At 68.4% G+C, this 23,496-nt stretch carries 17 protein-coding genes and 2 pseudogenes; 9 read left to right on the top strand and 10 right to left on the bottom strand.

What is annotated here, in order from left to right; all coding sequences use genetic code 11:
- Positions 1 to 34 precede the first annotated feature (34 nt).
- Both ACZ1HC_RS14345 and metH read left to right on the top strand, forming a co-directional pair.
- Complete coding sequence (locus ACZ1HC_RS14345; RefSeq protein ID WP_472700557.1) at positions 35 to 1,078, top strand: homocysteine S-methyltransferase family protein; 1,044 nt, start codon at positions 35 to 37, stop codon at positions 1,076 to 1,078.
- Entirely contained in the window at positions 1,071 to 3,788 is a 2,718-nt protein-coding gene (metH, locus tag ACZ1HC_RS14340) for a methionine synthase (protein WP_472700556.1), read from the top strand. The genes ACZ1HC_RS14345 and metH overlap by 8 nt, the downstream gene beginning before the upstream one ends.
- A gap of 65 nt (positions 3,789 to 3,853) precedes the next feature.
- Here metH and ACZ1HC_RS14335 read toward each other — a convergent pair whose 3' ends face one another.
- The 6 genes and pseudogenes from ACZ1HC_RS14335 to ACZ1HC_RS14310 form a co-directional block, all read right to left on the bottom strand.
- Entirely contained in the window at positions 3,854 to 4,906 is a 1,053-nt protein-coding gene (locus ACZ1HC_RS14335; RefSeq protein WP_472700555.1) for an ABC transporter substrate-binding protein, read from the bottom strand.
- Between the two features lie 93 nt (positions 4,907 to 4,999).
- A complete protein-coding gene (locus ACZ1HC_RS14330; RefSeq protein WP_472700554.1) occupies positions 5,000 to 5,722 on the bottom strand; it encodes an SDR family NAD(P)-dependent oxidoreductase in 723 nt (240 codons plus the stop codon).
- 10 nt (positions 5,723 to 5,732) lie between these two features.
- Entirely contained in the window at positions 5,733 to 6,611 is an 879-nt protein-coding gene (gene ppk2, locus ACZ1HC_RS14325) for a polyphosphate kinase 2 (RefSeq protein WP_472700553.1), read from the bottom strand.
- A gap of 3 nt (positions 6,612 to 6,614) precedes the next feature.
- A pseudogene (locus ACZ1HC_RS14320) lies at positions 6,615 to 7,540 on the bottom strand (homoserine O-succinyltransferase).
- Position 7,541: 1 nt separating this feature from the next.
- The gene (locus tag ACZ1HC_RS14315) at positions 7,542 to 8,405 is read right to left on the bottom strand and encodes an ATPase (RefSeq protein WP_472700552.1); all 864 of its coding nucleotides are present in this window, start codon (positions 8,403 to 8,405) and stop codon (positions 7,542 to 7,544) included.
- Between the two features lie 102 nt (positions 8,406 to 8,507).
- Positions 8,508 to 9,650 (bottom strand): OmpP1/FadL family transporter, encoded by a 1,143-nt coding sequence (locus ACZ1HC_RS14310; RefSeq protein WP_472700551.1) that lies wholly within the window; start codon positions 9,648 to 9,650, stop codon positions 8,508 to 8,510.
- Between the two features lie 255 nt (positions 9,651 to 9,905).
- Here ACZ1HC_RS14310 and guaB point away from each other — a divergent pair, with 255 nt between their 5' ends.
- A complete protein-coding gene (gene guaB, locus ACZ1HC_RS14305) occupies positions 9,906 to 11,360 on the top strand; it encodes an IMP dehydrogenase (RefSeq protein ID WP_472700859.1) in 1,455 nt (484 codons plus the stop codon).
- A gap of 57 nt (positions 11,361 to 11,417) precedes the next feature.
- Here the strand turns inward: guaB and ACZ1HC_RS14300 are convergent, their stop codons facing one another.
- A complete protein-coding gene (locus tag ACZ1HC_RS14300; protein ID WP_472700550.1) occupies positions 11,418 to 11,732 on the bottom strand; it encodes an FYDLN acid domain-containing protein in 315 nt (104 codons plus the stop codon).
- A 112-nt stretch (positions 11,733 to 11,844) separates the two neighbouring features.
- Between ACZ1HC_RS14300 and ACZ1HC_RS14295 the strand changes: the two genes are divergently transcribed.
- Entirely contained in the window at positions 11,845 to 12,543 is a 699-nt protein-coding gene (locus ACZ1HC_RS14295) for a M48 family metallopeptidase (protein WP_472700549.1), read from the top strand.
- 71 nt (positions 12,544 to 12,614) lie between these two features.
- Positions 12,615 to 13,274, top strand: coding sequence for a GntR family transcriptional regulator (locus ACZ1HC_RS14290; protein ID WP_472700548.1), 660 nt, complete (start codon positions 12,615 to 12,617; stop codon positions 13,272 to 13,274).
- Positions 13,275 to 13,279: 5 nt separating this feature from the next.
- Here the strand turns inward: ACZ1HC_RS14290 and ACZ1HC_RS14285 are convergent, their stop codons facing one another.
- Both ACZ1HC_RS14285 and hemB read right to left on the bottom strand, forming a co-directional pair.
- A complete protein-coding gene (locus ACZ1HC_RS14285; protein ID WP_472700547.1) occupies positions 13,280 to 13,870 on the bottom strand; it encodes a lipid-binding SYLF domain-containing protein in 591 nt (196 codons plus the stop codon).
- A 150-nt stretch (positions 13,871 to 14,020) separates the two neighbouring features.
- Entirely contained in the window at positions 14,021 to 15,025 is a 1,005-nt protein-coding gene (gene hemB, locus ACZ1HC_RS14280) for a porphobilinogen synthase (RefSeq protein WP_472700546.1), read from the bottom strand.
- Positions 15,026 to 15,107: 82 nt separating this feature from the next.
- Between hemB and ACZ1HC_RS14275 the strand changes: the two genes are divergently transcribed.
- From ACZ1HC_RS14275 to ACZ1HC_RS14260, 4 genes and pseudogenes are all read left to right on the top strand, one after another.
- Complete coding sequence (locus ACZ1HC_RS14275) at positions 15,108 to 15,680, top strand: hypothetical protein (RefSeq protein WP_472700545.1); 573 nt, start codon at positions 15,108 to 15,110, stop codon at positions 15,678 to 15,680.
- 36 nt (positions 15,681 to 15,716) lie between these two features.
- A pseudogene (gene mfd / locus ACZ1HC_RS14270) lies at positions 15,717 to 19,180 on the top strand (transcription-repair coupling factor).
- Positions 19,177 to 20,304, top strand: coding sequence for an aminodeoxychorismate synthase component I (locus ACZ1HC_RS14265; RefSeq protein WP_472700544.1), 1,128 nt, complete (start codon positions 19,177 to 19,179; stop codon positions 20,302 to 20,304). The pseudogene mfd and the gene ACZ1HC_RS14265 overlap by 4 nt, the downstream one beginning before the upstream one ends.
- Positions 20,265 to 20,900, top strand: a complete 636-nt coding sequence (locus tag ACZ1HC_RS14260) for an aminotransferase class IV (protein WP_472700543.1) — start codon at positions 20,265 to 20,267, stop codon at positions 20,898 to 20,900. Before ACZ1HC_RS14265 ends, ACZ1HC_RS14260 begins: the two co-directional genes overlap by 40 nt.
- Positions 20,901 to 21,034: 134 nt before the next feature.
- Here ACZ1HC_RS14260 and clpA read toward each other — a convergent pair whose 3' ends face one another.
- A complete protein-coding gene (gene clpA, locus ACZ1HC_RS14255; RefSeq protein WP_472700542.1) occupies positions 21,035 to 23,356 on the bottom strand; it encodes an ATP-dependent Clp protease ATP-binding subunit ClpA in 2,322 nt (773 codons plus the stop codon).
- Between the last annotated feature and the right edge of the window lie 140 nt (positions 23,357 to 23,496).

Here is a 23,496-nt window from a genome sequence, read left to right as displayed (position 1 = left end):
GCTATAGCTGCGCCTTCCTGGCGAAGGTGAGACCATGACCGGCAGACTGTCCCGATCCCCCGCATCCGAGGCGCTCGATCGCGCGGCATCCGAACGGATCCTGATCCTGGACGGGGCGATGGGCACGCAGATCCAGCAGCTTGGCCTGGTCGAGGAGGATTATGCCGGCCGCGGGTCCGGCCATGCCTGCCGGCATCATTCGGACCATCCGCAGCAGGGCAACAACGACCTTCTGGTGCTGACCCAGCCCGAGGCGGTCGAGGACATCCATTACCGCTATGCCATGGCGGGCGCCGACATCGTCGAGACGAACACCTTTTCCGCCACCACCATCGCCCAGGCCGATTACGGGATGGGCGCCGCCGTGCGCGACCTGAACGTGGAAGGCGCCCGGATCGCGCGGCGGGCGCTTGATCGGGCGACGGCGCAGGACGGCAGGCCCCGCTTTGTGGCCGGCGCGATCGGGCCGACCAACCGCACCGCATCCATCAGCCCCGACGTGAACAACCCCGGCTATCGCGCCGTCACCTTCGAGGATCTGCGCGCCGCCTATCTGGAACAGGCGCAGGGGCTGATCGACGGCGGTGCCGACATCCTGCTGATCGAGACGATCTTCGACACGCTGAACGCCAAGGCGGCGATCTTCGCCTCCCTCCAGGCGATGCAGGCGCAGGGGCGGGCGTTGCCGCTGATGATCTCGGGGACGATCACCGATGCCTCGGGGCGGACGCTGTCGGGGCAGACGCCCACCGCCTTCTGGTATTCCGTGCGCCATGCCCGGCCCTGGTCGGTGGGGCTGAACTGCGCGCTTGGCGCCGCCGCCATGCGGCCGCATCTGGCGGAACTGTCCGCGGTGGCCGACACGCATCTGTGCGCCTACCCCAATGCCGGCCTGCCCAACGCCTTCGGCCAGTATGACGAAGGCCCTGCCGATACCGCCGCGCAGGTGGCCGATTTCGCCCGCGAGGGGCTGGTCAACGTCGTGGGCGGCTGCTGCGGCACCACGCCCGACCACATCCGCGCCATCGCCGAGGCGGTGGCCCGCTTCGCCCCCCGGAAGGTTCCCGAACATGTCTGATCGCCTGCTGCGCCTGTCGGGCCTGGAACCCTTCGTCCTGACGCCCGACATCCCCTTCGTCAACATCGGCGAACGCACCAACGTCACCGGCAGTGCCCGTTTCCGCAAGCTCATCACCAATCGCGACTATGCCGCCGCGCTGGATGTAGCGCGCGACCAGGTGGAAAATGGCGCGCAGATCATCGACATCAACATGGACGAGGGGCTGATCGATTCGAAGGCCGCCATGGTCGAGTTCCTGAACCTGCTGGCAGCCGAACCCGACATCGCCCGCGTCCCGGTGATGATCGACAGCTCCAGATGGGAGGTGATCGAGGCGGGCCTGCAATGCGTCCAGGGCAAGCCGGTCGTTAACTCGATCAGCATGAAGGAGGGCGAGGAGCCGTTCCGCCATCAGGCCCGCCTGTGCCTGGCCTACGGCGCGGCGGTCGTGGTCATGGCTTTCGACGAACAGGGCCAGGCCGACACCGCCGCCCGCAAGATCGAGATCTGCACCCGCGCCTATCGCATCCTGACCGAGGAGGTGGGCTTTCCGCCCGAGGACATCATCTTCGACCCCAACATCTTCGCGGTGGCCACCGGGATCGAGGAGCACAACAACTATGGCGTCGACTTCATCGAGGCGACGCGCTGGATCCGCCGGAACCTGCCTCATGCCCATGTCTCGGGCGGGGTGTCGAACCTCTCCTTCAGCTTCCGCGGCAACGAGCCGGTGCGCGAGGCGATGCACGCCGTGTTCCTTTATCACGCCATCCAGGCGGGCATGGACATGGGCATCGTCAACGCGGGCCAGCTGGCCGTCTATGACCAGATCGAGCCCGACCTGCGCGAGGCCTGCGAGGACGTGGTCCTGAACCGCCGCCCCGACGCCACCGAGCGCCTGCTGGAGATCGCCGAGCGCTTCAAGGGCGAGGGCGGCCAGAAGGCGCGCGAGAAGGACCTGTCCTGGCGCGAATGGCCGGTCGAAAAGCGTCTGGAACATGCGCTGGTGAACGGCATCACCGAATATATCGAGGCCGACACCGAGTCGGCCCGCCAGCAGGCCGAACGCCCGCTTCATGTCATCGAAGGCCCGCTGATGGCGGGGATGAACGTCGTGGGCGACCTGTTCGGGGCCGGCAAGATGTTCCTGCCGCAGGTGGTGAAATCGGCCCGGGTGATGAAGCAGGCGGTGGCGGTGCTGCTGCCCTACATGGAGGCCGAGAAGGCCGCCAACGGCGGCGGCGGCGAACGGCAGGCGGCGGGACGGATCCTGATGGCCACGGTCAAGGGCGATGTCCACGACATCGGCAAGAACATCGTCGGCGTCGTGCTGGCCTGCAACAACTACGAGGTCATCGACCTGGGGGTGATGGTGCCCGCGCAGAAGATCCTCGAGGTCGCGCGCGAACGGCAGGTCGATGTCATCGGGCTCTCGGGGCTCATCACCCCCAGCCTGGACGAAATGGTCCATGTCGCCTCCGAGATGGAGCGCGAGGGATTTCGCGTGCCGCTGCTGATCGGCGGGGCCACCACCTCGAAGATCCACACGGCGGTCAAGATCGCGCCGCGCTACCATCAGGGCGCGGCGGTCTATGTGACCGATGCCAGCCGCGCGGTGGGGGTGGTGTCCGCGCTGCTGTCGCCGGACCAGCAGGCCGATTACGTCAAGGCGGTCCGAGCCGAATACCTCGAGGTGGCCGAGCGCCACGAACGCGCCGAGGCCGCCAAGCAGCGCCTGCCGCTGGCCGCCGCGCGGGCCAACGCGCTGCGGCTGGACTGGTCGGACTACCGCGCCACCACCCCGCGGTTCACCGGGCCCCGGATCATCGAGGACTGGGATCTGGCGGCGATCGCCCGCTATGTCGACTGGACGCCGTTCTTCCAGACCTGGGAACTGAAGGGCGTCTATCCGCGCATCCTGGACGACGAAAGGCAGGGCGAAGCCGCGCGCGCCCTGTTCGCCGAGGCGCAGGAGATGCTGGCCCGCATCATCGAGGGCAAATGGTTCAACCCGCGCGCGGTGGTGGGCTTCTGGCCTGCCAACGCGGTGGGCGACGACATCCGCCTGTTCACCGGCGATGACCGGCGACAGCCTCTGGCCACGCTGCACACCTTGCGCCAGCAGGTGACGAAACGCGGCGGCCGCCCGAATGTCGCGCTGTCGGACTTCGTGGCGCCTGAAGGCCATCCCGACTATGTCGGCGGCTTCGTCGTCACCGCCGGCCCCGAGGAAAGCGAGATCGCCGCCCGCTACGAACGCGCCAACGACGACTATGCCGCGATCATGGTCAAGGCCCTGGCCGACCGCATCGCCGAAGCCATGGCCGAGATGCTGCACGAACGCGTCCGCAAGGAACTGTGGGGCTATGCCCCCGACGAGGATTTCGCGCCCCAGGACCTGATCGGCGAACCCTACCGGGGCATCCGCCCGGCGCCCGGCTATCCGGCCCAGCCGGACCATACCGAAAAGCTGACCCTGTTCCGGCTTCTGGACGCGGAAAACGCCACCGGCGTGCGGCTGACCGAAAGCATGGCGATGTGGCCGGGGTCCTCGGTCTCGGGCCTCTATATCGGCCACCCCGACAGCTACTACTTCGGCGTGGCCCGGATCGAGGAAGACCAGGCCCGCGACTACGCCGCCCGCAAGGGGATGGATCTGGCCCAGGTCGAACGCTGGCTGGCGCCGATCCTGAACTACGCGCCGCGCAAGAAGGACGAGGCCGCCTGAGGCCTTGCCCTTCTTCTTTGTGCAAATACCCCGGGGGTGCGGGGGGCCGGCCCCCCGCCTTCGCCTCAGAACCCGGCCTTGATCTTCTCGAACTCGGCCAGTTGCCGTTCGCGCTGCGCCGGATCGTTGGGCGTCTGGGCCAGGATCGGGGCATCGACCTCGCCCAGGCCCTCCTTGACCGCGGGCTCATTGGCGATGGTCGCCATCGCCTCGGTCGAGGTGTGGCCGTAGCCGATCGTGTCCAGCAGCGCCTTGCCGGCCGCGGGCTCGAGCCAGGCGTTGATGAAGTCGTAGGCCTTTTCCTCGTTGCCCGGCCCGTCCTTCAGGTTGATGAAGCCGCAGAAGAAGGTCGAGGATCCCTCCTTGGGCGCCCTCTGGAAGGCGACGGGATAGTTGTCGTTCTGCAGATAGACGACGCCGTCGTTCCAGGACCAGGCGATGTCCACCGCGCCCGATGCCATCAGCTGCGCCTGCTCGGACGGGTCGGCCCAGTAGGCGGCGACGTTCTGGTGCGCCTTGCGCAGCCAGTCGGCGGCGGCCTGGAACTGTTCGTCGGTCACGTCCGTCCAGTCGGTCGTCCCGGTCGCCAGATAGCCAAGCGCCCACACGTCGTCCGAGGAATCCGGCAGCGAGGTGCGGCCCTGGTACTTGGGATCGACGAAGACCTGCAGCGTGGACACGTCCTCGGCAGGGACGGTTTCGGGGTTATAGGCGATGGCGGTCGCGCCCCAGTCGGTCGGGATGTACCAGACGCCCTCGTCGTCCCTGAACACGTCGGACGCCAGGAACTGCGGGTCGATCTTGTCGAAGTTGGGGATCTTCGTGGTGTCCCAGGGCTCGATCAGGCCCGCGTCGCGGTACTTGCTGACCATCTGGCTGCAGGGATGGGCCACGTCGGCCTTGAAGCCCGAGGCGATCTTCTGGAACGCCTCGTCGTCGTCGCCGTAGAAGGCAAAGGTGGGGCTGTCGCCGTGCTTGTCGATATAGGCCTGGAAGATCGACGGCTCCTCGAAACCGGCCCAGTCGAAGACCGTCAGTTCCGGGTCCGCCGCCAGAACGGGCAGCGCAAGGGCAGAGGCAAGGGCCGTGCCGAGGGCAGAGGTGGTCAGCAAGCGCATGAAGTGGGCCTTCCTGTTGGGCGGGATGGGACTGACGCTAGCGGCGGGAAAACCGTCGCGCAAGCATGTCGCGCGCCGGTCAAGGATGCTTGATCAGCGCATCCGCAGCGCGCCGTCCAGCCGGATCACCTCGCCGTTCAGATAGCCGTTCTCGACGATGTGGGCGGCCAGCCGGGCATATTCCTCGGGCTCGCCCAGCCGCGCCGGGAAGGTCACTTCGGCGGCCAGGCCGTCCTGCACCTCTTGCGGCAGGCCGCGCAGCATGGGCGTGCCGAAGATGCCCGGCGCGATGGCGCAGATGCGGATGCCCAGACCGGCCAGGTCGCGCGCCAGCGGCAGCGTCATCCCGGCGATGCCCGCCTTGGACGCCGCATAGGCCGCCTGGCCCTTCTGGCCGTCGAAGGCCGCGACCGAGGCGGTGTTGACGATCACGCCGTTTTCGGCGCGGCCGTTGCGGGCCATCTCGGCCGCGGCCAGGCGCAGGATGTTGAAGCTGCCGATCAGGTTCACCTCGATCACGCGGCGGAAGGCGTCAAGCGCGTGCGGCCCGTTGCGGCCCACCGCCTTTTCGCCGTGCGCGATGCCCGCGCAGTTCACGCAGATGTCGATGCCGCCCATGATCTGCACCGCGCGTTCGACCGCGGCTGCCGCGCTGTCGGCCGAGGTCACGTCGGCCTGCACATGGTTCGGATCCTCGGCCGCGGCGCGGTCCAGCACCACCACCGACGCGCCCTGCGCGCGGAACCAGGCGGCCGTCGCGGCCCCCAGGCCCGAGGCGCCGCCGGTGACGATCGCCCGGCTGTTCTTCAACTCCATTCTTTCCTCCTCATCGGACCAGCAGCTCGGGGCTGCCCGTGATCGCCGGGTCGGGCGAACCGATCCCGGCCATGTCCCTGCCCGCGAAATCCACCGCGGCCAGGATCGTCTGGATGGCGGCGATCCGCGCCCGGCGCTTGTCGTCCGACCGGATCACCGTCCAGGGGGCGATGGGCGAATGCGACAGGTTCAGCGCGTCGCGGATCGCCACCGTATAGTCATCCCATCTGCCCAGCCCCTCGACGTCGATCCGCGACAGCTTCCACTGCTTCAGCGGGTCGGCCTCGCGGTCCAGGAAGCGGCGCATCTGTTCGGCCCGGCCCACGTCCAGCCACAGCTTGACCAGGATGATGCCGTCATCGACCAGCATCTGTTCGAAGGACGGAAGCTGGCGGAAGAAGGCGTTGCGCTGCTGTTCGGTCGAGAAGCCGAAGACCCGTTCGACGATGCCGCGGTTGTACCAGCTTCGGTCGAACAGCGCGATCTCTCCCCGCGCGGGCAGCCAGTCCACGTAGCGCTGGAAATACCACTGGCCCGCCTCGCGTTCGGTGGGGGTGGGAAGCGCCACGATGCTGGCCGACCGCGGGTTCAGGTTCTCGCGGGTGCGTTCGATGGTGCCGCCCTTGCCGGCGGCGTCGCGGCCCTCGAACAGCACGACCAGCCGCTTGCCGGTCGCCACCACGTCGTGCATCAGGCGCACCAGCTGCAATTGCAGCCGGTCCATCTGCGCCTCGTAGGTCTTCTTGTCCATCTGGGTGCGATAGGGATAGGCCGGGTCCAGGATGTCGTCCTCGGCGGCCTGTTCCAGGGCCTTGCGGATGTCCCTGGGCGCGGCCTTCAGCGCCTGGGTGATCTGGCCGACCAGCGGCAGGTCCGGGATGTCCGCCATCGCTTATCCCTCGCCGATCCGGGACAGGTCGTAGTCCGTCGTCTGGTAGATCTCGTTGATCCAGTTACCATAGAGCAGATGCGCATGACTGCGCCAGCGGTTCAAGGGGACGCGCGCGGGGTCGTCGTCGGGATAGTAGTTGGCTGGCACGTCGATCGGCTTTCCCGCGGCCCGGTCGCGGTCGTATTCCTCTTTCAGGGTGGTGCTGTCGTATTCCAGGTGGTTGAAGATATAGAGCGCGCGGTGCCCCGGATCCTCCAGCAGGCAGGGGCCGCACTGGTCGCTGGCCAGCAGCGTGCGCAGGGCGGGGCGGGCATCCACGTCGGCCTGGCGGATCTCGGTCCAGCGGCTGACCGGCACCAGCACGTCGTCGGAAAAGCCCCGCAGATAGGGCGATGCGGGGGCAAGGTTGCGGTGGCGGAAGCAGCCGAAGGCCTTGCGGTCCAGCGGATGCTTTTCCAGCCGGTGGAAATGCCAGGCCATCGCCATGCCCCCCAGCAGACGCCGAAGGTCGAATGGACATGGCGCTGCGTCCAGTCGAAGACGCGGGTCAGTTCGTCCCAGTAGGTGACCTCCTCGAAGGGCAGAAGCTCGACCGGGGCGCCGGTGATGATGAGGCCGTCGAACTTCTCGCCCGTGGCCTCGACCTCGCGGAAGGGGCGATAGAAGCTTTCCATGTGGTCGGCCGCGGTGTTGCGGCTTTCGTGGTCGGACATGCGGATCAGCTGGAAGTCGATCTGCAACGGCGTGGCGCCGATCAGCCGGGCGAACTGGTTCTCGGTCTGGATCTTCTTGGGCATCAGGTTCAGAAGCCCGATGCGCAAGGGCCGGATGTCCTGCGTCGCCGCCCGGCCCGGGGACATGACCATCACGCCTTCGTCCGACAGGATGCGATAGGCGGGCAGGTTCTCGTTCAGGGTGATGGGCATGTCAGTCTTCCTTGCGGTCGATGGCGCGGGCGATCAGGCGGTCGAAATCCGCGGGGCTGCGGATCTGGGCCACCTCCTCGGCCAGGACGGTGACGCCGCGCCGCGCCATCGCCCGGTAGCGCGGCTGGCGGTGGTTCAGGGCGCGCGCATAGGTCCAGCGGATGAAGTCGTCGGGATTGACCTCGTCTCCCTCCAGCCCCTTCTCGACACGATAGGCGATCCAGGCCTTCTCGAGGAACTCGGGCTGGTAATACATGGGCTTCGGCGCGCGGTCGAAGCGGCGCACCAGTTCGGCGGTATGGGCATCGGACCCCCTGATCCAGACCATCAGCAGGTCGCGTTCAAGCGCCGCCAGAACCGGGTCGTCGGGATCGTCGGGATCGACCACCTCGCAGATCGAGCCGCCGCTGTCGCAGACGAAATGGGCCAGGCCGTAGATGTCGCGGGCGCGGTCCATGAAGTGCCGGGTGTCCAGCAGAGCGGCGATCTCGGCCCGGCGGTGCTGGTTCTGGCGCAGGCAGTATTCGTCGAAGGGCAGGCCCCCGCGCGACGGGCTGCCGGGCTTGCCCAGGTAGGTGGACAGCGGCGCCAGGTTGTCGAAGGTGATGTTGCTGGCGACATAGATGCTGTCGGACAGCAGCAGCTCGCGCAGGAAGGGAACCTTCATCGCCTCGCGCTTGAAGTTGTCGGCGATGAATTCGCCCATGTAGCGGGTGCCGATCCGGTAATCGACGGAATAGTGGAACCAGTCGCCGGCCTCGCGCAGCATGTTGGCCAGGTGGGTCTTGCCCAGGCCCGACATCCCGAACAGCACGACGCGCCTGGTCCCCGAGCCCAGCCATTCGCTGCCGCTGCCATAGATCATCGGATGCCCCTTCGTTCCGCAGGCATAGGTAATGCGCGGCATGGCGAAAGCAAAGGCCCCGCCGTGGGGCGGGGCCTTGCCGGTCTTGCGGGTCGGGCGGGATCAGAAGCGATAGCCGATCCGCACGCCGATGCCCCACACCTCGCTGTCCTCCATCCGGGCGCGCTCGGTGTCCGGGGTGCCGGTTTCCGGCTGCGCATCGCCCAGCTTGGCATAGCTGATGCCGGTGGTGATCTTCATGTTGTCCATCGTGTAGATGGCCGCCAGGGTGATCCCCTTGCGCCCGTTGCTGGGCGCCAGCGGCGAGACGAGATCGTCCCCGCTCGGCTCGTAGAGCAGCGAGGCCGAACCCGACCAGTTCTCGGTGAACTGGCGGCCGATGCCCAGGGTATAGGTCGTGGTATCCTCCAGATCGACCAGGCCATCGCCGGTGACGCGGGTGAAGTTCACCGGATCGACCTCGAACTCGGACCACTTCACCCAGCGGATCGACCCGAACAGCAGCGTGCCGGCGGCGATCCCGGTCTGGGCCTCCAGCGTCACCGATTGCGGGGTCTTGACGGCGGTCTCGGACTCTCCGTCCAGCAGCGGAAGCCCGGGCAGGGCGCCGGGGCCGTCGGGATCGACCAGCGGGCCGCTTTCGGTGGTGTCGAAATCATGCTCGATGGCCGAGTTGTAGGTCAGCGAGACGCGGGCCGCGATTTCGGGGATCTCGTAGGCGGCGCCGATGACATAGCCGAAGCCCCAGGCGTCATCCAGATCGACCGTGTACCCGTTGACCGGGCCATAGCCCAGGCCCCGCAGGTCCACCAGGGCGTCGGCCTTCGATCCGCGGATGCCGCCGTGGAAGGACACGTTGTTGTCGAAGCGATAGCGGCCCAGGGCGGTCAGCGTCGTCGAATCGACGGTGGCGCTCGTTCCGCCCAGCAGGATCGAGCCGTCGCCGGGATAGAGGACATCCGCGCCGAACGGCTGTTCCATGATGAAGGCCGCGGACAGGTTGTCGTTGAACTGGTGCTTGTAGGCCAGGCCGACGAAGCCGAAGCCCTGCGCGACGTCGCCGGTGTCGAAGCCCAGGCTGTCCGTCCCCTCGATGGTCGGATCGACGCCGCCGAAGCTGAGTTCCGCGTAGTTGCCCTGCTCGAACAGGATGGCCAGCGACTGCGGCGCGCGTTCGATCCCGCCGGCCATGATGGGCGACGCGATCATCAGCACAACCGCGCTGCCGGACACGATTCTTTTCATAGGTTTCCTCCCTTGCCAGTCATGCGACAGTCATGCGACCGCCGGACAACCCATAGCGCCCAAGTGTTATGAATCAATTGACGGCGCAGCATGACGCCGCGTCCGCGCGTCATTTAGTTGGCGCCCGTGGCGGCTGAGCAACCCCTGGTTGTCGCGGGGGCCGTCCTGGACGGCCAGAAAACCGTGCGACCGCACTGGACAACGGGCGCGGCGCGTGAAAGGGGAAACTGCCAGACGAACTTGCCGCAAGGACAACTGCCATGCAGATCTCGCGAGGCCCTTACCTTCGACGACGTGCTTCTGGTTCCCGCCGCATCGACGGTCATGCCCTCGACCGCCGATGTGACGACGCGCGTGACGCGGACCATCGCCATGAACATCCCGCTGCTGTCCTCGGCGATGGACACGGTCACGGAAAGCCGCATGGCCATCGCCATGGCCCAGGCAGGCGGCATGGGCGTGATCCACCGCAACCTGACGGCCGAACAGCAGGCCGACGAGGTGCGCCGCGTCAAGCGGTTCGAAAGCGGCATCGTCTACAACCCGATCACCCTGCGCGCAGACCAGACGGTGGGCGACGCGCGCGCCTTCCAGGAACGCTTCAACGTCACCGGCTTTCCGGTCGTGGACGAGGAAGGCCGCGTGGTGGGCATCGTCACGAACCGCGACATGCGCTTTGCCAGCGACGACCGCACCCCGGTGCGCGCCGTGATGACCTCCGAGAACCTGGCCATGCTGACCGAGCCGGCGGACCGCCAGAAGGCGATCGGCCTGATGAAGGAGCGGCGCATCGAAAAGCTGCTGATCGCGGACAGCCGCGGCAAGCTGACCGGGCTGCTGACGCTGAAGGACACCGAAAAGTCGGTCCTGAACCCGCTGGCCTGCAAGGACGACCTGGGCCGGCTTCGCGTCGCCGCGGCCTCGACCGTGGGCGACGAGGGGTTCGAGCGCAGCCAGGCGCTGATCGAGGCGGGCGTGGACATGGTGGTGATCGACACCGCCCACGGCCATTCCGCGGGCGTTGCCAGGGCGGTCGAGCGCGTCAAGCTGTTCTCGAACGAGGTGCAGGTGGTGGCCGGCAACGTCGCCACCGCCGAGGCCACCCGCGCGCTGATCGACGCGGGCGCGGACGCGGTCAAGGTGGGCATCGGCCCCGGCTCGATCTGCACCACGCGGATCGTCGCCGGCGTGGGCGTGCCGCAGCTGACCGCGATCATGGACGCGGCCGGGGCGGCGGGCGACGTGCCGATCATCGCCGACGGCGGCATCAAGTTTTCCGGCGATTTCGCCAAGGCGATCGCGGCGGGGGCAAGCTGCGCGATGGTGGGCAGCGCCATCGCCGGAACGGATGAATCCCCCGGCGAGGTGATCCTGTATCAGGGCCGGTCCTTCAAGTCCTATCGCGGCATGGGCAGCCTGGGCGCGATGGCGCGCGGCTCGGCCGACCGCTATTTCCAGAAGGACGCCGCGACCGACAAGCTGGTGCCCGAGGGGATCGAGGGGCAGGTTCCCTACAAGGGCACCGCCAATGCCGTCATCCACCAGCTGGTCGGCGGGCTGCGCGCGGCGATGGGCTATACCGGCTGCGCCACCATCGAGGAGATGCGCCACAACTGCCAGTTCGTGCGCATCACCGGCGCCGGGCTGAAGGAAAGCCACGTCCACGACGTGCAGATCACGCGGGAAAGCCCGAACTATCGGATGGGCTGACGCGGCGGATGGGCTAACGCGACGGAAAAGGCCGGTCGAGCGACCGGCCTTTGCATCCTATTCCTCGTCGTTGTCGGCCACGTCGGCGATGTCGTCCAGCGACACGTCGCCGTCGTCGTCGTCGTCTTCCAGCAGATCGTCGTCCAGTTCGCCCGCGTCATCGCCCAGGTCGTCGTCCTCCTCCACCAGGTCATCCTCGTCGCGGACGACGGCCTTCTCGGTCACCAGGGTCTTGCCGCGGCTGTCGGTCAGGCTTTCCAGCGTGAACGTGTTCCCGCAGGCGGGGCAGGTCATCGGATTGGCGCGCAGGTCGTAAAAGCGCGTCGCGCAGTGCGGGCACAGGCGTTTCGTGCCCCATTCCTCTTTGGGCATGGCATTCTCCTTCCGCCGCGTTTAGGGAAATCGGTGGTCCCCCTGCCACAGGCGCCGGCGGGTGTCAAAGGCTTTTCTGGCAGGAACGGCAGGGCAGGGCAAGGGCATCAGGATGGCCGAGACCTTCACCATCGCCAACGGGCTGAGGATCACGCTGCGCCGGTCGGGGCGGGCGCGGCGCATGACGCTGCGGGTGCCGCGCGACGGCGGGCCCGTGGTCCTGACCCTTCCCGCCCATGTCGCGCTGTCGGACGGGGCAGCCTTCGCCGAGGCGAAGTCCGGCTGGCTGATGCAGGCCACCCAGCGGCGGCCCGAACCCAGCGTCGTCCGCCACGGCGCCGTGCTTCCCGTCGCGGGCAGGGGCCTGACCCTGACCCCGGCCGCCGTCCGCGCCGCCGCCGCCACCCCCGAGGCCCTGCTGCTGCCCGCAGGCCGCCCCGCCGGGGTGGTGGCGCAGGCCTTCCTGAAGCATCGCGCGATGGCCGATCTGCGCGCCGCCTGCGACCGCCATGCCGCGGCGATCGGGCGGCCCTACCGGGCCATCGTGCTGCGCGACACCCGGTCACGCTGGGGCAGCTGCACCTCGGACGGGCGGCTGATGTTTTCCTGGCGGCTGGCGATGGCGCCGCCTGAGGTACTGGACTACGTGGCCGCCCACGAGGTCGCGCATCTGCGCCACATGGACCATTCGCCGCGCTTCTGGGGCGCGGTGGCCGGGCTGATGCCCGACTATGGACAGCACCGGGACTGGCTGCGCCGTCACGGGTCGGGGCTGATGGCCTGGCGGTTCCGCGAGGCGGCCGCGGACTGACTCCCGGGCTGGCAGGAGGGGAATGAGGGGACGGGATTGACGGGGCGGCCGATTGTGATCACAACCGCCTCATGAACGCCCCCCTGAACACCCTCGCGCGCCCGAGCGATCCCTCGGCCCATGAAAAGCTGTATCGCAACCTGCGCAGCCGGATCATGCTGGGGGAACTGCCGCCCGGCAAGCCCCTGACGCTGCGCGGCATCGCCCGCGAATACCACCTGTCCATGACCCCCGCGCGCGAGGCGGTGCGCCGCCTAGTGGCCGAAGGCGCGCTGACGCTGTCGGCATCGGGGCGCATCACCACGCCCGCCCTGTCCGACGACCGGATCGAGGAACTGGCGGCGCTGCGCGCCCTGATCGAGCCCGAACTGGCCGCCCGCGCCCTGCCGCGGGCCCATTTCGCGCTGATCGACCGTCTGGCGCAGATGAACGCGCGGATCGCCGACGCGGTGGAAAACCACGATGCGGTCGGCTATATCCGCTGCAACCTCGACTTCCACCGGATGCTGTATCTGCGCGCGCAGGCCCCCGCGATGCTGGCCATGCTGGAGACGATCTGGCTGCAACTGGGCCCGACCATGCGGGCGCTTTATGGCCGGGTGAAGCGCAACGAGCCGCCGCGCCACCACCGGATGATCCTGGCCGCGCTGCGGGCGGGCGACGAACCCGCCCTGCGGCTGGCGGTGCGCGCCGATGTCACGCACGGGCTGCGGCACCTGACCTCGGGGTAGGGGGATCAGCGCCGCATCTGCGGCAGGCCCATGCCGCCAAAGCCCAGCGTCGGGATCTCGGACGGGATGACGCGGGTGTATTTCGTCCCCTCGATCGAGGCGCCCGCCATCAGACCGGCCTGGCCGAAGATCATTGCCACCACCGGCAATTGCGCGGTGATCGTGTCCGCGCCAAGCGCCATTCCGCCCTGCGGGATCGCATAGAAGGCGTTGGCGCCGGCCATCCAGCCGGGCGAGGCGCGGAACGCGGCAAGCGCCTCGTCGGTCTGGAAGATCAGCACATGCGCGTATTGCTGGGCGCCCGCCTGAAGGCCCACGGTCGCGCGGGTCGCGGAATAATAGTCCACCGTGGCCCCGCCGATGCGCAGCGCGCCCTGCCCATAGGCGCCGCCGACGCCAAGCGCCGCCTCGGTCATCAGCGGCATGTAGAGGACGCCCCGCGCGTTCTGCACCAGGGCCTGTGCCGAGGGATAGTTCTGCACCAGATAGTTGTGCGTCGCATCGACCCGCGCATCCAGCTGGGCGCTGGCATTCGTGCCGACCGCATTGCTGCACCCGGCAAGTGCCAGGGCGCTGCCCGCGCCCGCAAGCAACATCCGCCGGCCGATCCTGGTCTGTAAACCGCTGCTCATCTTGTGTCCCCATGTCCTGCGCCGGGTGTCCCGGCATTTTTCGGCGACTGTAGGGGATTCGGCCGGAGCTGTCACCCGCCGCATTCGCGGCGCGGCGGGCCGGATCGCCCCGGATCAGGCGCGGGCGGCGATGGCCTGGGCCACAAGGGGGGCGAAATAGGTCAGGATGCCGTCGCAGCCGGCCCGGCGGAAGCACAGCAGGCTTTCGAACATCGCCTCTCGCGACAGCCAGCCGTTGCGGATCGCGCCTTCCAGCATCGCGTATTCGCCGCTGACCTGATAGGCGAAGGTCGGCGCGCCGAACTGGTCCTTCACGGCCCGGCAGATGTCCAGATAGGGCAGGCCGGGCTTGACCATCACCATGTCCGCGCCCTCGGCCAGGTCGCGGGCCACGCAGCGGATCGCCTCGCCCCGGTTGGCGGGGTTGACCTGATAGGTCTTCTTGTCGCCCACCAGCCGCCCCGAGGCCCCCACCGCATCGCGGAACGGCCCATAGAAGCTGGAGGCGAACTTGGCCGCATAGGACAGGATCGCCACATGCTTGTGGCCGGCCCGTTCCAGGGCGGCGCGCAGCGCGCCGATGCGCCCGTCCATCATGTCGCTTGGTCCCAGGATGTCGGCGCCGCTGTCCGCCTGGACCAAGGCCATGCGCACCAGGGCCTCGACGGTTTCGTCGTTCAGGATCTCGCCGTTGACGACGATGCCGTCGTGGCCGTTGGCGTTGTAGGGATCAAGCGCGATATCGGTCATCACCGCCAGGTCCGGCACGGTTTCCTTGACCGCGCGGATGGCGCGGTTGCCGATGTTGTCGGGGTCCCAGGCGCGTTCGCAGGTATCGGTCCGCAGATCCTGATCGGAATGGGGAAAGATGCAGATCGCGGGGATGTGCAGCCGGGCCGCGCGTTCCGCCGCCCGGCGCGCGCCGTCCAGCGTCAGCCGTTCCACCCCGGGCATCGAGGCGATCTCGCCCTCGGCGCCGGAAACCTCGGTCACGAAGATCGGCCAGATCAGGTTGCCCGGCGTGACGTCGGTTTCCGACACCATCGCGCGGATCGCCGGCGTCCGGCGCAGCCGGCGCAGCCGCGAGGCGGGGAAGGGGGCGATGATCGGCGTGGGCATGGCGGGCGTCCTTTCCGGGGCGGCTTTTCCTTCGGCAACAGCCGTTCTAAGGTCGCGCACGATCAAGGACAAGGAAGCCCGCGTGCCGCAATTCGACAGCCTGATCGGCTTTCTGGACAGCCGGTCCTTCGGCACGGTCTGGTACTGGCTGCTGGTGATCGGCCTGTGGTCCTTCACCGGCCGCGCCGTGATCGGCGTCCCGGTCGAGATCCTGGGCCGCGCGCGCACCGCCCTGTCGCAGGGGCAGGCCGAGGCTCCGGTGGTGCTGCATCTGCTGGACTGGCTGTCGCTGGTGCTGCCCCGCTGGCGGCTGGGCGGGCGCGAGGGGGCGGTGCTGCTGGGTCTTGCGGGCTTCGGGCTGACCTCGCTGGCGATCATGGGCATCGGCTACGATCTGGAACTGGCGCTTGCCTCTCTTCTGCTGCTGTTTCCCCTGGCGATCCTGTTCTGGATGCGGGTCAGGCTGGCCCGCCGCCTGATGCCGCTTCTGGCCGAGGCCGAGCAGGGCGCCCGGCCGATCCCCCAAGCCGCGGCCGAGGCGATCCGCCGCATGGTGGTCCACCGCCGGCTGGTCACGCTGCTGTCGATGCTGGCCGTGGCGCTGACGGCCATCTGGGGGGCGCTGTGGTCGGTGATCCATCCCTATGGGTTCTGATCTTGACACCGGCGCGCCGCGCTTTACCTCACGCTCATGGCCGAACATCTGATCCTTTCCGGCGCGCCCGAGGGCTATGACGCCGCGCTGATCGCGCGCGAGGCGGCGCGCCCCGAGAAAGCCGGCAGGCCGGTCATCCACATCGCCCGGGACGACCGCCGCATGGCCGCGATGCGGGCGGCCCTGGCCTTCCTGGCGCCGGGGCTGCCGGTGCTGGACTTCCCCGCCTGGGACACGACGCCCTACGACCGCATCTCGCCCTCGGCCGACATCCAGGCGGCGCGGATGGCGACGCTGGCGGGTCTGGCGCGGGGGCGGTCCGGGGGCCCTTCGTGCTGCTGACGACGCTGAACGCGGTGCTGCAGCGGGTGCCGGCCCGTGATGTCGTGGCCGGGGCCAGCTTCGCCGCCCGCGTGGGCGACCGCATCGACGAAGCCGCGCTGCGCGATTTCCTGGTCCGCATGGGCTTCACCCAGTCGCCCACGGTGACCGAGCCGGGCGATTACGCGGTCCGCGGCGGGATCATCGACATCTATCCGCCCGGCGACTCTGGCCCGGTGCGGCTGGATCTGTTCGGCGACGTCCTGGATGGCGCGCGGCGCTTCGACGCCGACACGCAGCGCACCACCGAAAAGCTGTCGCGGATCGAGCTGGCCCCCATGTCCGAGGTGATCCTGGACCAGGACGCCATCACCCGGTTCCGCCAGAACTATCGCGGCGAATACGGCGGCGGCACGAACGACCCGCTGTACGAAAGCGTCAGCGCCGGGCGCAAGACCGCCGGCATGGAACACTGGCTGCCCTGGTTCCACGACCGGATGGAAAGCCTGTTCGACTATGTGCCGGGCGCCTCGCTTGTGCTGGACGACCACCTGTCGCAGGTGATCGACGCCCGCCGCGCCATGATCCGCGAACAGTTCGACGCCCGCCGCGCCGCGATGGCCGCCAAGGGCCGCAGCGACACGGTCTACAAGCCCGTCCCGCCCGACGCGATGTTCCCGACCGAGGGCGAATGGTCCGCCTGGCTGGGCGCCCACCGGGTGCTGCGGCTGGCCGTGCTGCCGCAGCCGCCGGGGCCGGGCGTGCTGGACGCGGGGGGCCGCGCGGGCCGCAACTTCGCGCCGGAACGCCAGGCCGAAAGCATCAACCTGTTCAAGGCCCTGGCCGATCATGTGAAGGCGCTTTCCAAAGATCACCGGGTGGTGGTCGCCAGCTTCTCGGACGGCGCCAGGGAACGGCTGGCGGGGCTGCTGGCCGATGAGGGGCTGGCGGGCGCGCGGCCCATCGCCGACATCCGCGATCTGGCTGACGGCCCCGGCACGGTCGGTCTGGCCGTCTGGCCGCTGGACGAGGGCTTCGTGGCCGACGGCCGGGCGCTTGGCAGGATCGCGGTGATCTCGGAACAGGACGTGCTGGGCGACCGGCTGATCCGCGGCGCGCGGAAAAGGCGCCGGGCCGACAATTTCCTGAAGGACACCACCAGCCTGACTCCGGGCGATCTGGTGGTCCATGTCGAACACGGCATCGGCCGCTATACCGGGCTGGAGACGATCAAGGCGATGGGCGTACCGCATGACTGCGTGGCGCTGGAATATGCGGGCGGCGACCGGCTTTACCTGCCGGTCGAGAACATCGAACTGCTGTCGCGCTACGGCCACGAGGAAGGGCTACTGGACCGGCTGGGCGGCGGGGCCTGGCAGGCCCGCAAGGCGCGGCTGAAGGAACGCATCAAGCTGATCGCTGACAAGCTGATGCGGGTGGCCGCGGAACGCCTGCTGCGCCCGGCCCCGGTGCTGGAACCCGAGGATCACGAGTGGCAGGCCTTCGCCGCCCGCTTCCCCTACAGCGAGACCGACGACCAGTTGTCCGCGATCGAGGACGTGCTGGCCGATCTGGCCGCGGGCCGGCCGATGGACCGGCTGATCGTGGGCGACGTGGGCTTCGGCAAGACCGAGGTGGCGATGCGCGCGGCCTTCGTCGCCGCCAGCCAGGGGATGCAGGTGGCCGTGGTCGCGCCCACCACGCTGCTGGCGCGCCAGCACTTCAAGACCTTCGCCGAACGCTTCCGCGGCACCGCGATCAACGTGCGCCCGCTGTCGCGCTTCGTCGGCGCCCGGGACGCCGCCAAGACGCGCGAGGGGCTGGCCGACGGCAGCGTCGATATCGTCGTCGGCACCCACGCGGTTCTGGCCAAGGGGGTGCGCTTCAAGAACCTGGGCCTGCTCATCATCGACGAGGAGCAGCATTTCGGCGTCGCCCACAAGGAACGCCTGAAGGAGTTGCGCAGCGACATCCATGTGCTGACCCTGACCGCCACGCCGATCCCGCGCACGCTGCAACTGTCGCTGACCGGGGTCCGCGATCTGTCGGTCATCGGCACGCCGCCCGTGGACCGGCTGGCGATCCGCACCTATGTCAGCGAATTCGACAGCGTCACCGTGCGCGAGGCGCTGCTGCGCGAGAAATACCGCGGCGGGCAAAGCTTCTTCGTGGTCCCGCGCCTGTCGGACCTGCCCGATGTCGAACACTGGCTGAAAGAGAACGTGCCGGAACTGAACTATCTGGTCGCGCATGGCCAGCTTGCGGCGGGCGATCTGGACCAGCGCATGAACGCCTTCTACGACGGCAGCCACGACGTGCTGCTGGCCACCACCATCGTGGAATCGGGCTTGGACATCCCGACCGCCAACACCATGATCGTCTGGCGCGCCGACATGTTCGGGCTGGCCCAGCTTTACCAGATCCGGGGCCGGGTGGGCCGGTCCAAGACGCGGGCCTATTGCTATCTGACCACCAAGCCGCGCCAGCCCCTGACCCCGCAGGCCATGCGCCGGCTGAAGTTCCTGGGCAGCATCGACGGGCTGGGGGCGGGCTTCAACCTTGCCTCTCAGGATCTGGATCTGCGTGGCGCGGGCAACCTGCTGGGGGAGGAACAGTCGGGCCACATCAGGGAGGTGGGCTTCGAGCTTTACCAGCAGATGCTGGAAGAAACCATCGCCAAGCTGAAATCCGGCGAGATCGAGGGCACGCCCGAGGACGAATGGGCGCCGCAGCTGAACCTGGGCGTGCCGGTCACGATTCCGGAAAGCTACATCCCCGACCTGGACGTGCGGCTGGGCCTGTATCGCCGCCTGTCCGGCCTGACCACCAAGGTCGAGCTTGAAGGCTTCGCGGCGGAACTGATCGACCGCTTCGGCCCCCTGCCGCGCGAGGTGAACACGCTTCTGCTGGTGATCCGCATCAAGGCGATGGCCAAGCGGGCCAACATCTCGCGCCTGGATGCGGGTCCGAAGGGGGCGACGGTGCAGTTCCACATGGACAAGTTCCCGAACCCCGCAGGGCTTGTCGATTTCCTCACCGACCAGCACGGGCAGGCCAGGATCACCGACAACAGGATCTTCGTGGCCCGGGACTGGAAATCGGATGCCGAACGGATCAAGGGGGCCTTCGCCATCGCCCGCGATCTGGCCGCCAAGGCCAAGGCCAAGGCCGCCGCGTGACGGGGCAGGTCCGCTTCGACCGGGGGCCTCTGCCGGGCGGCACGCTGTTTGCCGCGCCGCGCATGGTGATCCGCGCCGACAGCCCGGCGGGGATCGGCCCGGCCCTGATGGCGGTCGAGGCCGCGCGCGCGCAGGGGCAGTGGGTGGCTGGCTACCTGTCCTATGAACTGGGGCACGCCCTGACGCCGAAGCTGGCGCCGCTGATGCCCGCCAGGCGCGACTGTCCGCTGATCCTGATGGGCGTGTTCGACGCGCCGCGCCCTGCGCCCGCCTTGCCCGACCCTGCAGGCGTGCGGATCGGCGCGCCCCGGCCGATGTGGTCGCGGGACCGCTATGACGCGGCCATCGACAGGGCCCGTGCCTATATCGCGGCCGGCGACTGCTATCAGATCAACCTGACCTTCCCGATGCTGGCCGAGGTGTCGGGCGATCCCCTGGCGCTTTACGCGGCGCTGGCCGCGCGGCAGCCCGTGGGCGAGGGGGCCTTCGTCGATCTGGGCGGGCCGGCGATCCTGTCGCGCAGCCCCGAGCTGTTCTTCGCGGTCGATGCCGCCGGCCGCATCGAGACGCGGCCGATGAAGGGCACCGCAGCCCGGGGCGGGGACGCCGCCGAGGACGCGGCCAACGCCCGCGATCTGGCCGCCTCGGACAAGAACCGGGCCGAGAACCTGATGATCGTGGACCTGCTGCGCAACGACCTGTCGCGCATCTGCCTGCCCGGCAGCGTGCGTGTCCCGCAGCTGTTTCATGTCGAGACCTATGCGACGGTCCACCAGATGATCTCGGCGGTGACGGGCCGGCTGGCGCCGGGCTTGGGCCTTCTGGACATCCTGCGGGCGATCTTTCCCTGCGGCTCGATCACCGGCGCGCCGAAGATCCGCGCCATGCAGATCATCGCCGAACTGGAGGGGGCGCCGCGTGGGGTCTATTGCGGCGCGATCGGCTGGATCGACCCTGGCGGGCCGATGCGGTTTTCGGTGGCGATCCGCACGCCCGTGCTGGAGACGCCCGACCGGCTGAGGCTGAACGTCGGCGGCGGCATCACGCATGACAGCCGCGCCGGCCTGGAATGGGAGGAGGCGCTGTGCAAGGCCGCATTCCTGGACCTGTCCCCGAGGGGCTGACGGTCTTCGAGACGATGCGCGCCGATCCCGACGGCCGGATCGCGCTGTGGGCGCTGCATCGGGACCGGCTTCGGGACGGCTGCCGCGCGGTGGGCTTTCCCCTGGACGAGGCCCGCGTCGCCGAGGTTCTGGCCGGGCTGCCGCGGGGCCGGGTGCTGCGGGCGCGGCTGGCGGTCGGCGCGGACGGCGGGGTGGCGCTGACGCATCAGCCGCTGCCGCCGAACCCCGATCGCTGGCGGGTGGCCGTCGCGGCCGAGAGGCTTGACAGCGGCGACCCCTGGCTGCGGGTCAAGACGTCGCACCGGCCCGTCTATGACCGCGCGCGCGCGGCCCTGCCGGCGGGGACGGACGAGGCGATCCTGCTGAACCGACAGGGCCAGGTCTGCGAGGGCACGATCACCAGCCTGTTCCTGCGCCGGGGCGGCAGGCTTCTGACCCCGCCCCTGTCCTGCGGCCTGCTGCCGGGCGTGCTGCGCCGGTCGCTGCTCGAGGCTGGCCGGGCCGAGGAGGCGCCGCTCTGGCCCGAGGATCTGCAGGAGGGCCAGATCCTCATGGGCAACGCGCTGCGCGGCCTGATCCCGGCGCGCCTGGGCTGAGGCGGCGTTTGCCGCCCCCGTCGAGGGGACGGCAAACGCCAAGCCTGCGGCTTGAAGCGGCGGCACCACGGAAAAGCCCCGCCGCGACAGGGTCGGGCGGGGCTTCATTTTTCCAGAACCGGGCTTGCCGGGCGTCAGTCGGCCGTCAGCAGCGGCGTCTTGGACTTGCCGATGCGCGGCGCATCCGGGCCGGTGATGTCGAAGGCGGGCTTGTCGTCCTCGATCTTCACGCGGACCACGCCGCCCTTCGTCAGGCGGCCGAACAGCAGTTCCTCGGCCAGGGGCTTCTTGATGTTCTCCTGGATCACGCGGCCCAGGGGGCGGGCGCCCATCTTGTCGTCGTACCCCTTTTCGGCCAGCCAGTCGGCGGCTTCCGGGGTCAGGTCGATATGGACGTTGCGATCCATGAGCTGGGCCTCCAGCTGCAGGACGAACTTCTCGACCACGTGAACCACCACCTCGCGCGACAGCGGCGCAAAGCTGATGATCGCGTCCAGGCGGTTGCGGAACTCGGGCGTGAAGGTCCGTTCGATGGCGGCGGTATCCTCGCCCTCGCGCTTGTCGCGGCCGAAGCCGATCGCGGCCTTCTGCATATCAGAGGCGCCCGCGTTCGAGGTCATGATCAGGATCACGTTGCGGAAGTCCACCTGCCGGCCGTTGTGGTCGGTCAGCTTGCCGTGGTCCATCACCTGCAGCAGGATGTTGTAGACATCCGGGTGCGCCTTCTCGATCTCGTCCAGCAGCAGCACGCAATGCGGATGCTGGTCCACGCCGTCGGTCAGCATCCCGCCCTGGTCGAAGCCGACATAGCCCGGAGGCGCGCCGATCAGGCGGCTGACCGCGTGCTTCTCCATGTATTCCGACATGTCGAAGCGCAGCAGTTCGACGCCCAAGGTGCTGGCCAGCTGCTTGGCGACCTCGGTCTTGCCGACTCCGGTCGGGCCCGCGAACAGGTAGTTGCCGATGGGCTTTTCAGGCTCGCGCAGACCGGCCCGCGCCAGCTTGATGGCCGACGAAAGCGCGGTGATCGCCGCGTCCTGGCCGAAGACCACGCGCTTCAGGGTGGTTTCCAGATCGCGCAGAACCTCGGCGTCGTCCTTGCTGACGTTCTTGGGCGGGATGCGGGCGATCTTGGCGACGACCGCCTCGATCTCCTTGGGGCTGATGGTCTTGCGCCGCTTGCTTTCGCTGACCAGATGCTGCGCGGCCCCGGCCTCGTCGATCACGTCGATGGCGCTGTCGGGCAGCTTGCGGTCGTTGATGTAGCGGCTGGCCAGTTCCACCGCCGACCGGATCGCGTCGTTGGTGTAGCGCAGGTCGTGGTGCTTTTCGAAGGACGGCTTCAGGCCCATCAGGATCTTGACGGTATCCGCCACCGAGGGCTCGTTCACGTCGATCTTCTGGAAGCGCCGCGACAGCGCGCGGTCCTTTTCGAAGTGCTGGCGGAACTCCTTGTAGGTGGTCGAGCCCATGCAGCGCAGCTTGCCGCCCGAGAGCGCGGGCTTGAGCAGGTTCGAGGCATCCATCGCCCCGCCCGAGGTCGCCCCGGCGCCGATCACGGTATGGATCTCGTCGATGAACAGGATCGCGTCGGGATGGTTCTCCAGTTCCTTGACCACCGCCTTCAGCCGTTCCTCGAAGTCGCCGCGATAACGGGTGCCCGCCAGCAGCGCGCCCATGTCCAGCGAGAAGATCGTGGCGCCGGCCAGAACGTCGGGCGTCTCGCCGCGCGTGATCTTCAGCGCCAGACCTTCGGCAATGGCGGTCTTGCCCACGCCCGGATCGCCCACCAGCAGCGGGTTGTTCTTGCGGCGGCGGCACAGCACCTGGATGGCGCGCTCGACCTCGGCCTCGCGGCCGATCAGGGGGTCGATGTCGCCCTTCTTGGACTTGGCGTTCAGATCGACGCAGTACTTGCCAAGCGCGGTTTCGTCCTTGGCTTCCGGCGCGGCCTCGGCCTGTTTCTGTTCGGGCTCGTCCGAGCCCACCACCTTGCGGTTCTCGTTGAACGAGGGGTTCTTGGCCACGCCATGCGCGATGAAGTTGACCGCGTCGTAACGGGTCATGTCCATTTCCTGCAGGAAGAAGGCCGCGTTGGATTCGCGTTCGGCGAAGATCGCGACCAGCACGTTGGCGCCCGTGACCTCTTGGCGGCCCGAGCTTTGGACATGGATCGCGGCGCGCTGGATCACCCGCTGGAAGGCGGCGGTGGGCACCGCCTCGGATCCTTCCACATCGGTGATGAGGGTGGACAGATCGTCCTCGATGAAGTCGATCAGCAGCTTGCGCAGTTCGTCCAGGTCGACATTGCAGGCGCGCATCACCTTGACCGCATCCGGTTCCTCGGTCAAGGCCAGCAGCAGGTGTTCGAGCGTGGCAAGCTCATGTCGATGTTCGTTGGCCAGGGCAAGCGCCTGGTGGATGGCCTGTTCCAGTGAGGTCGAGAAGCTTGGCACGGTCGTCTCCTGTCAGTCGACTGGCGGTATGGGCATATGTTGTGCCCACCTGCCCAGACTGTCACGATACAGTTAAGATTTGGTGGATTTCGGTCGGCATCAAGTGGTTTTTTTATCCAGATGCCGCGTTTTTCCCACGG

The organism is Paracoccus sp. BR5-17, from assembly GCF_055693925.1.
This window is presented reverse-complemented; position numbering and strand designations above follow the sequence as displayed.

What these genes read in the sequence shown, in the direction of transcription:
- ACZ1HC_RS14345 (WP_472700557.1), top strand. Translation starts at nt 35, where the DNA reads ATGACCGGCAGACTGTCCCGATCCCCCGCATCCGAGGCGCTCGATCGC.
- metH (WP_472700556.1), top strand. Translation starts at nt 1,071, where the DNA reads ATGTCTGATCGCCTGCTGCGCCTGTCGGGCCTGGAACCCTTCGTCCTG.
- ACZ1HC_RS14335 (WP_472700555.1), bottom strand. Translation starts at nt 4,906, where the DNA reads ATGCGCTTGCTGACCACCTCTGCCCTCGGCACGGCCCTTGCCTCTGCC.
- ACZ1HC_RS14330 (WP_472700554.1), bottom strand. Translation starts at nt 5,722, where the DNA reads ATGGAGTTGAAGAACAGCCGGGCGATCGTCACCGGCGGCGCCTCGGGC.
- ppk2 (WP_472700553.1), bottom strand. Translation starts at nt 6,611, where the DNA reads ATGGCGGACATCCCGGACCTGCCGCTGGTCGGCCAGATCACCCAGGCG.
- ACZ1HC_RS14315 (WP_472700552.1), bottom strand. Translation starts at nt 8,405, where the DNA reads ATGATCTATGGCAGCGGCAGCGAATGGCTGGGCTCGGGGACCAGGCGC.
- ACZ1HC_RS14310 (WP_472700551.1), bottom strand. Translation starts at nt 9,650, where the DNA reads ATGAAAAGAATCGTGTCCGGCAGCGCGGTTGTGCTGATGATCGCGTCG.
- ACZ1HC_RS14300 (WP_472700550.1), bottom strand. Translation starts at nt 11,732, where the DNA reads ATGCCCAAAGAGGAATGGGGCACGAAACGCCTGTGCCCGCACTGCGCG.
- ACZ1HC_RS14295 (WP_472700549.1), top strand. Translation starts at nt 11,845, where the DNA reads ATGGCCGAGACCTTCACCATCGCCAACGGGCTGAGGATCACGCTGCGC.
- ACZ1HC_RS14290 (WP_472700548.1), top strand. Translation starts at nt 12,615, where the DNA reads ATGAACGCCCCCCTGAACACCCTCGCGCGCCCGAGCGATCCCTCGGCC.
- ACZ1HC_RS14285 (WP_472700547.1), bottom strand. Translation starts at nt 13,870, where the DNA reads ATGTTGCTTGCGGGCGCGGGCAGCGCCCTGGCACTTGCCGGGTGCAGC.
- hemB (WP_472700546.1), bottom strand. Translation starts at nt 15,025, where the DNA reads ATGCCCACGCCGATCATCGCCCCCTTCCCCGCCTCGCGGCTGCGCCGG.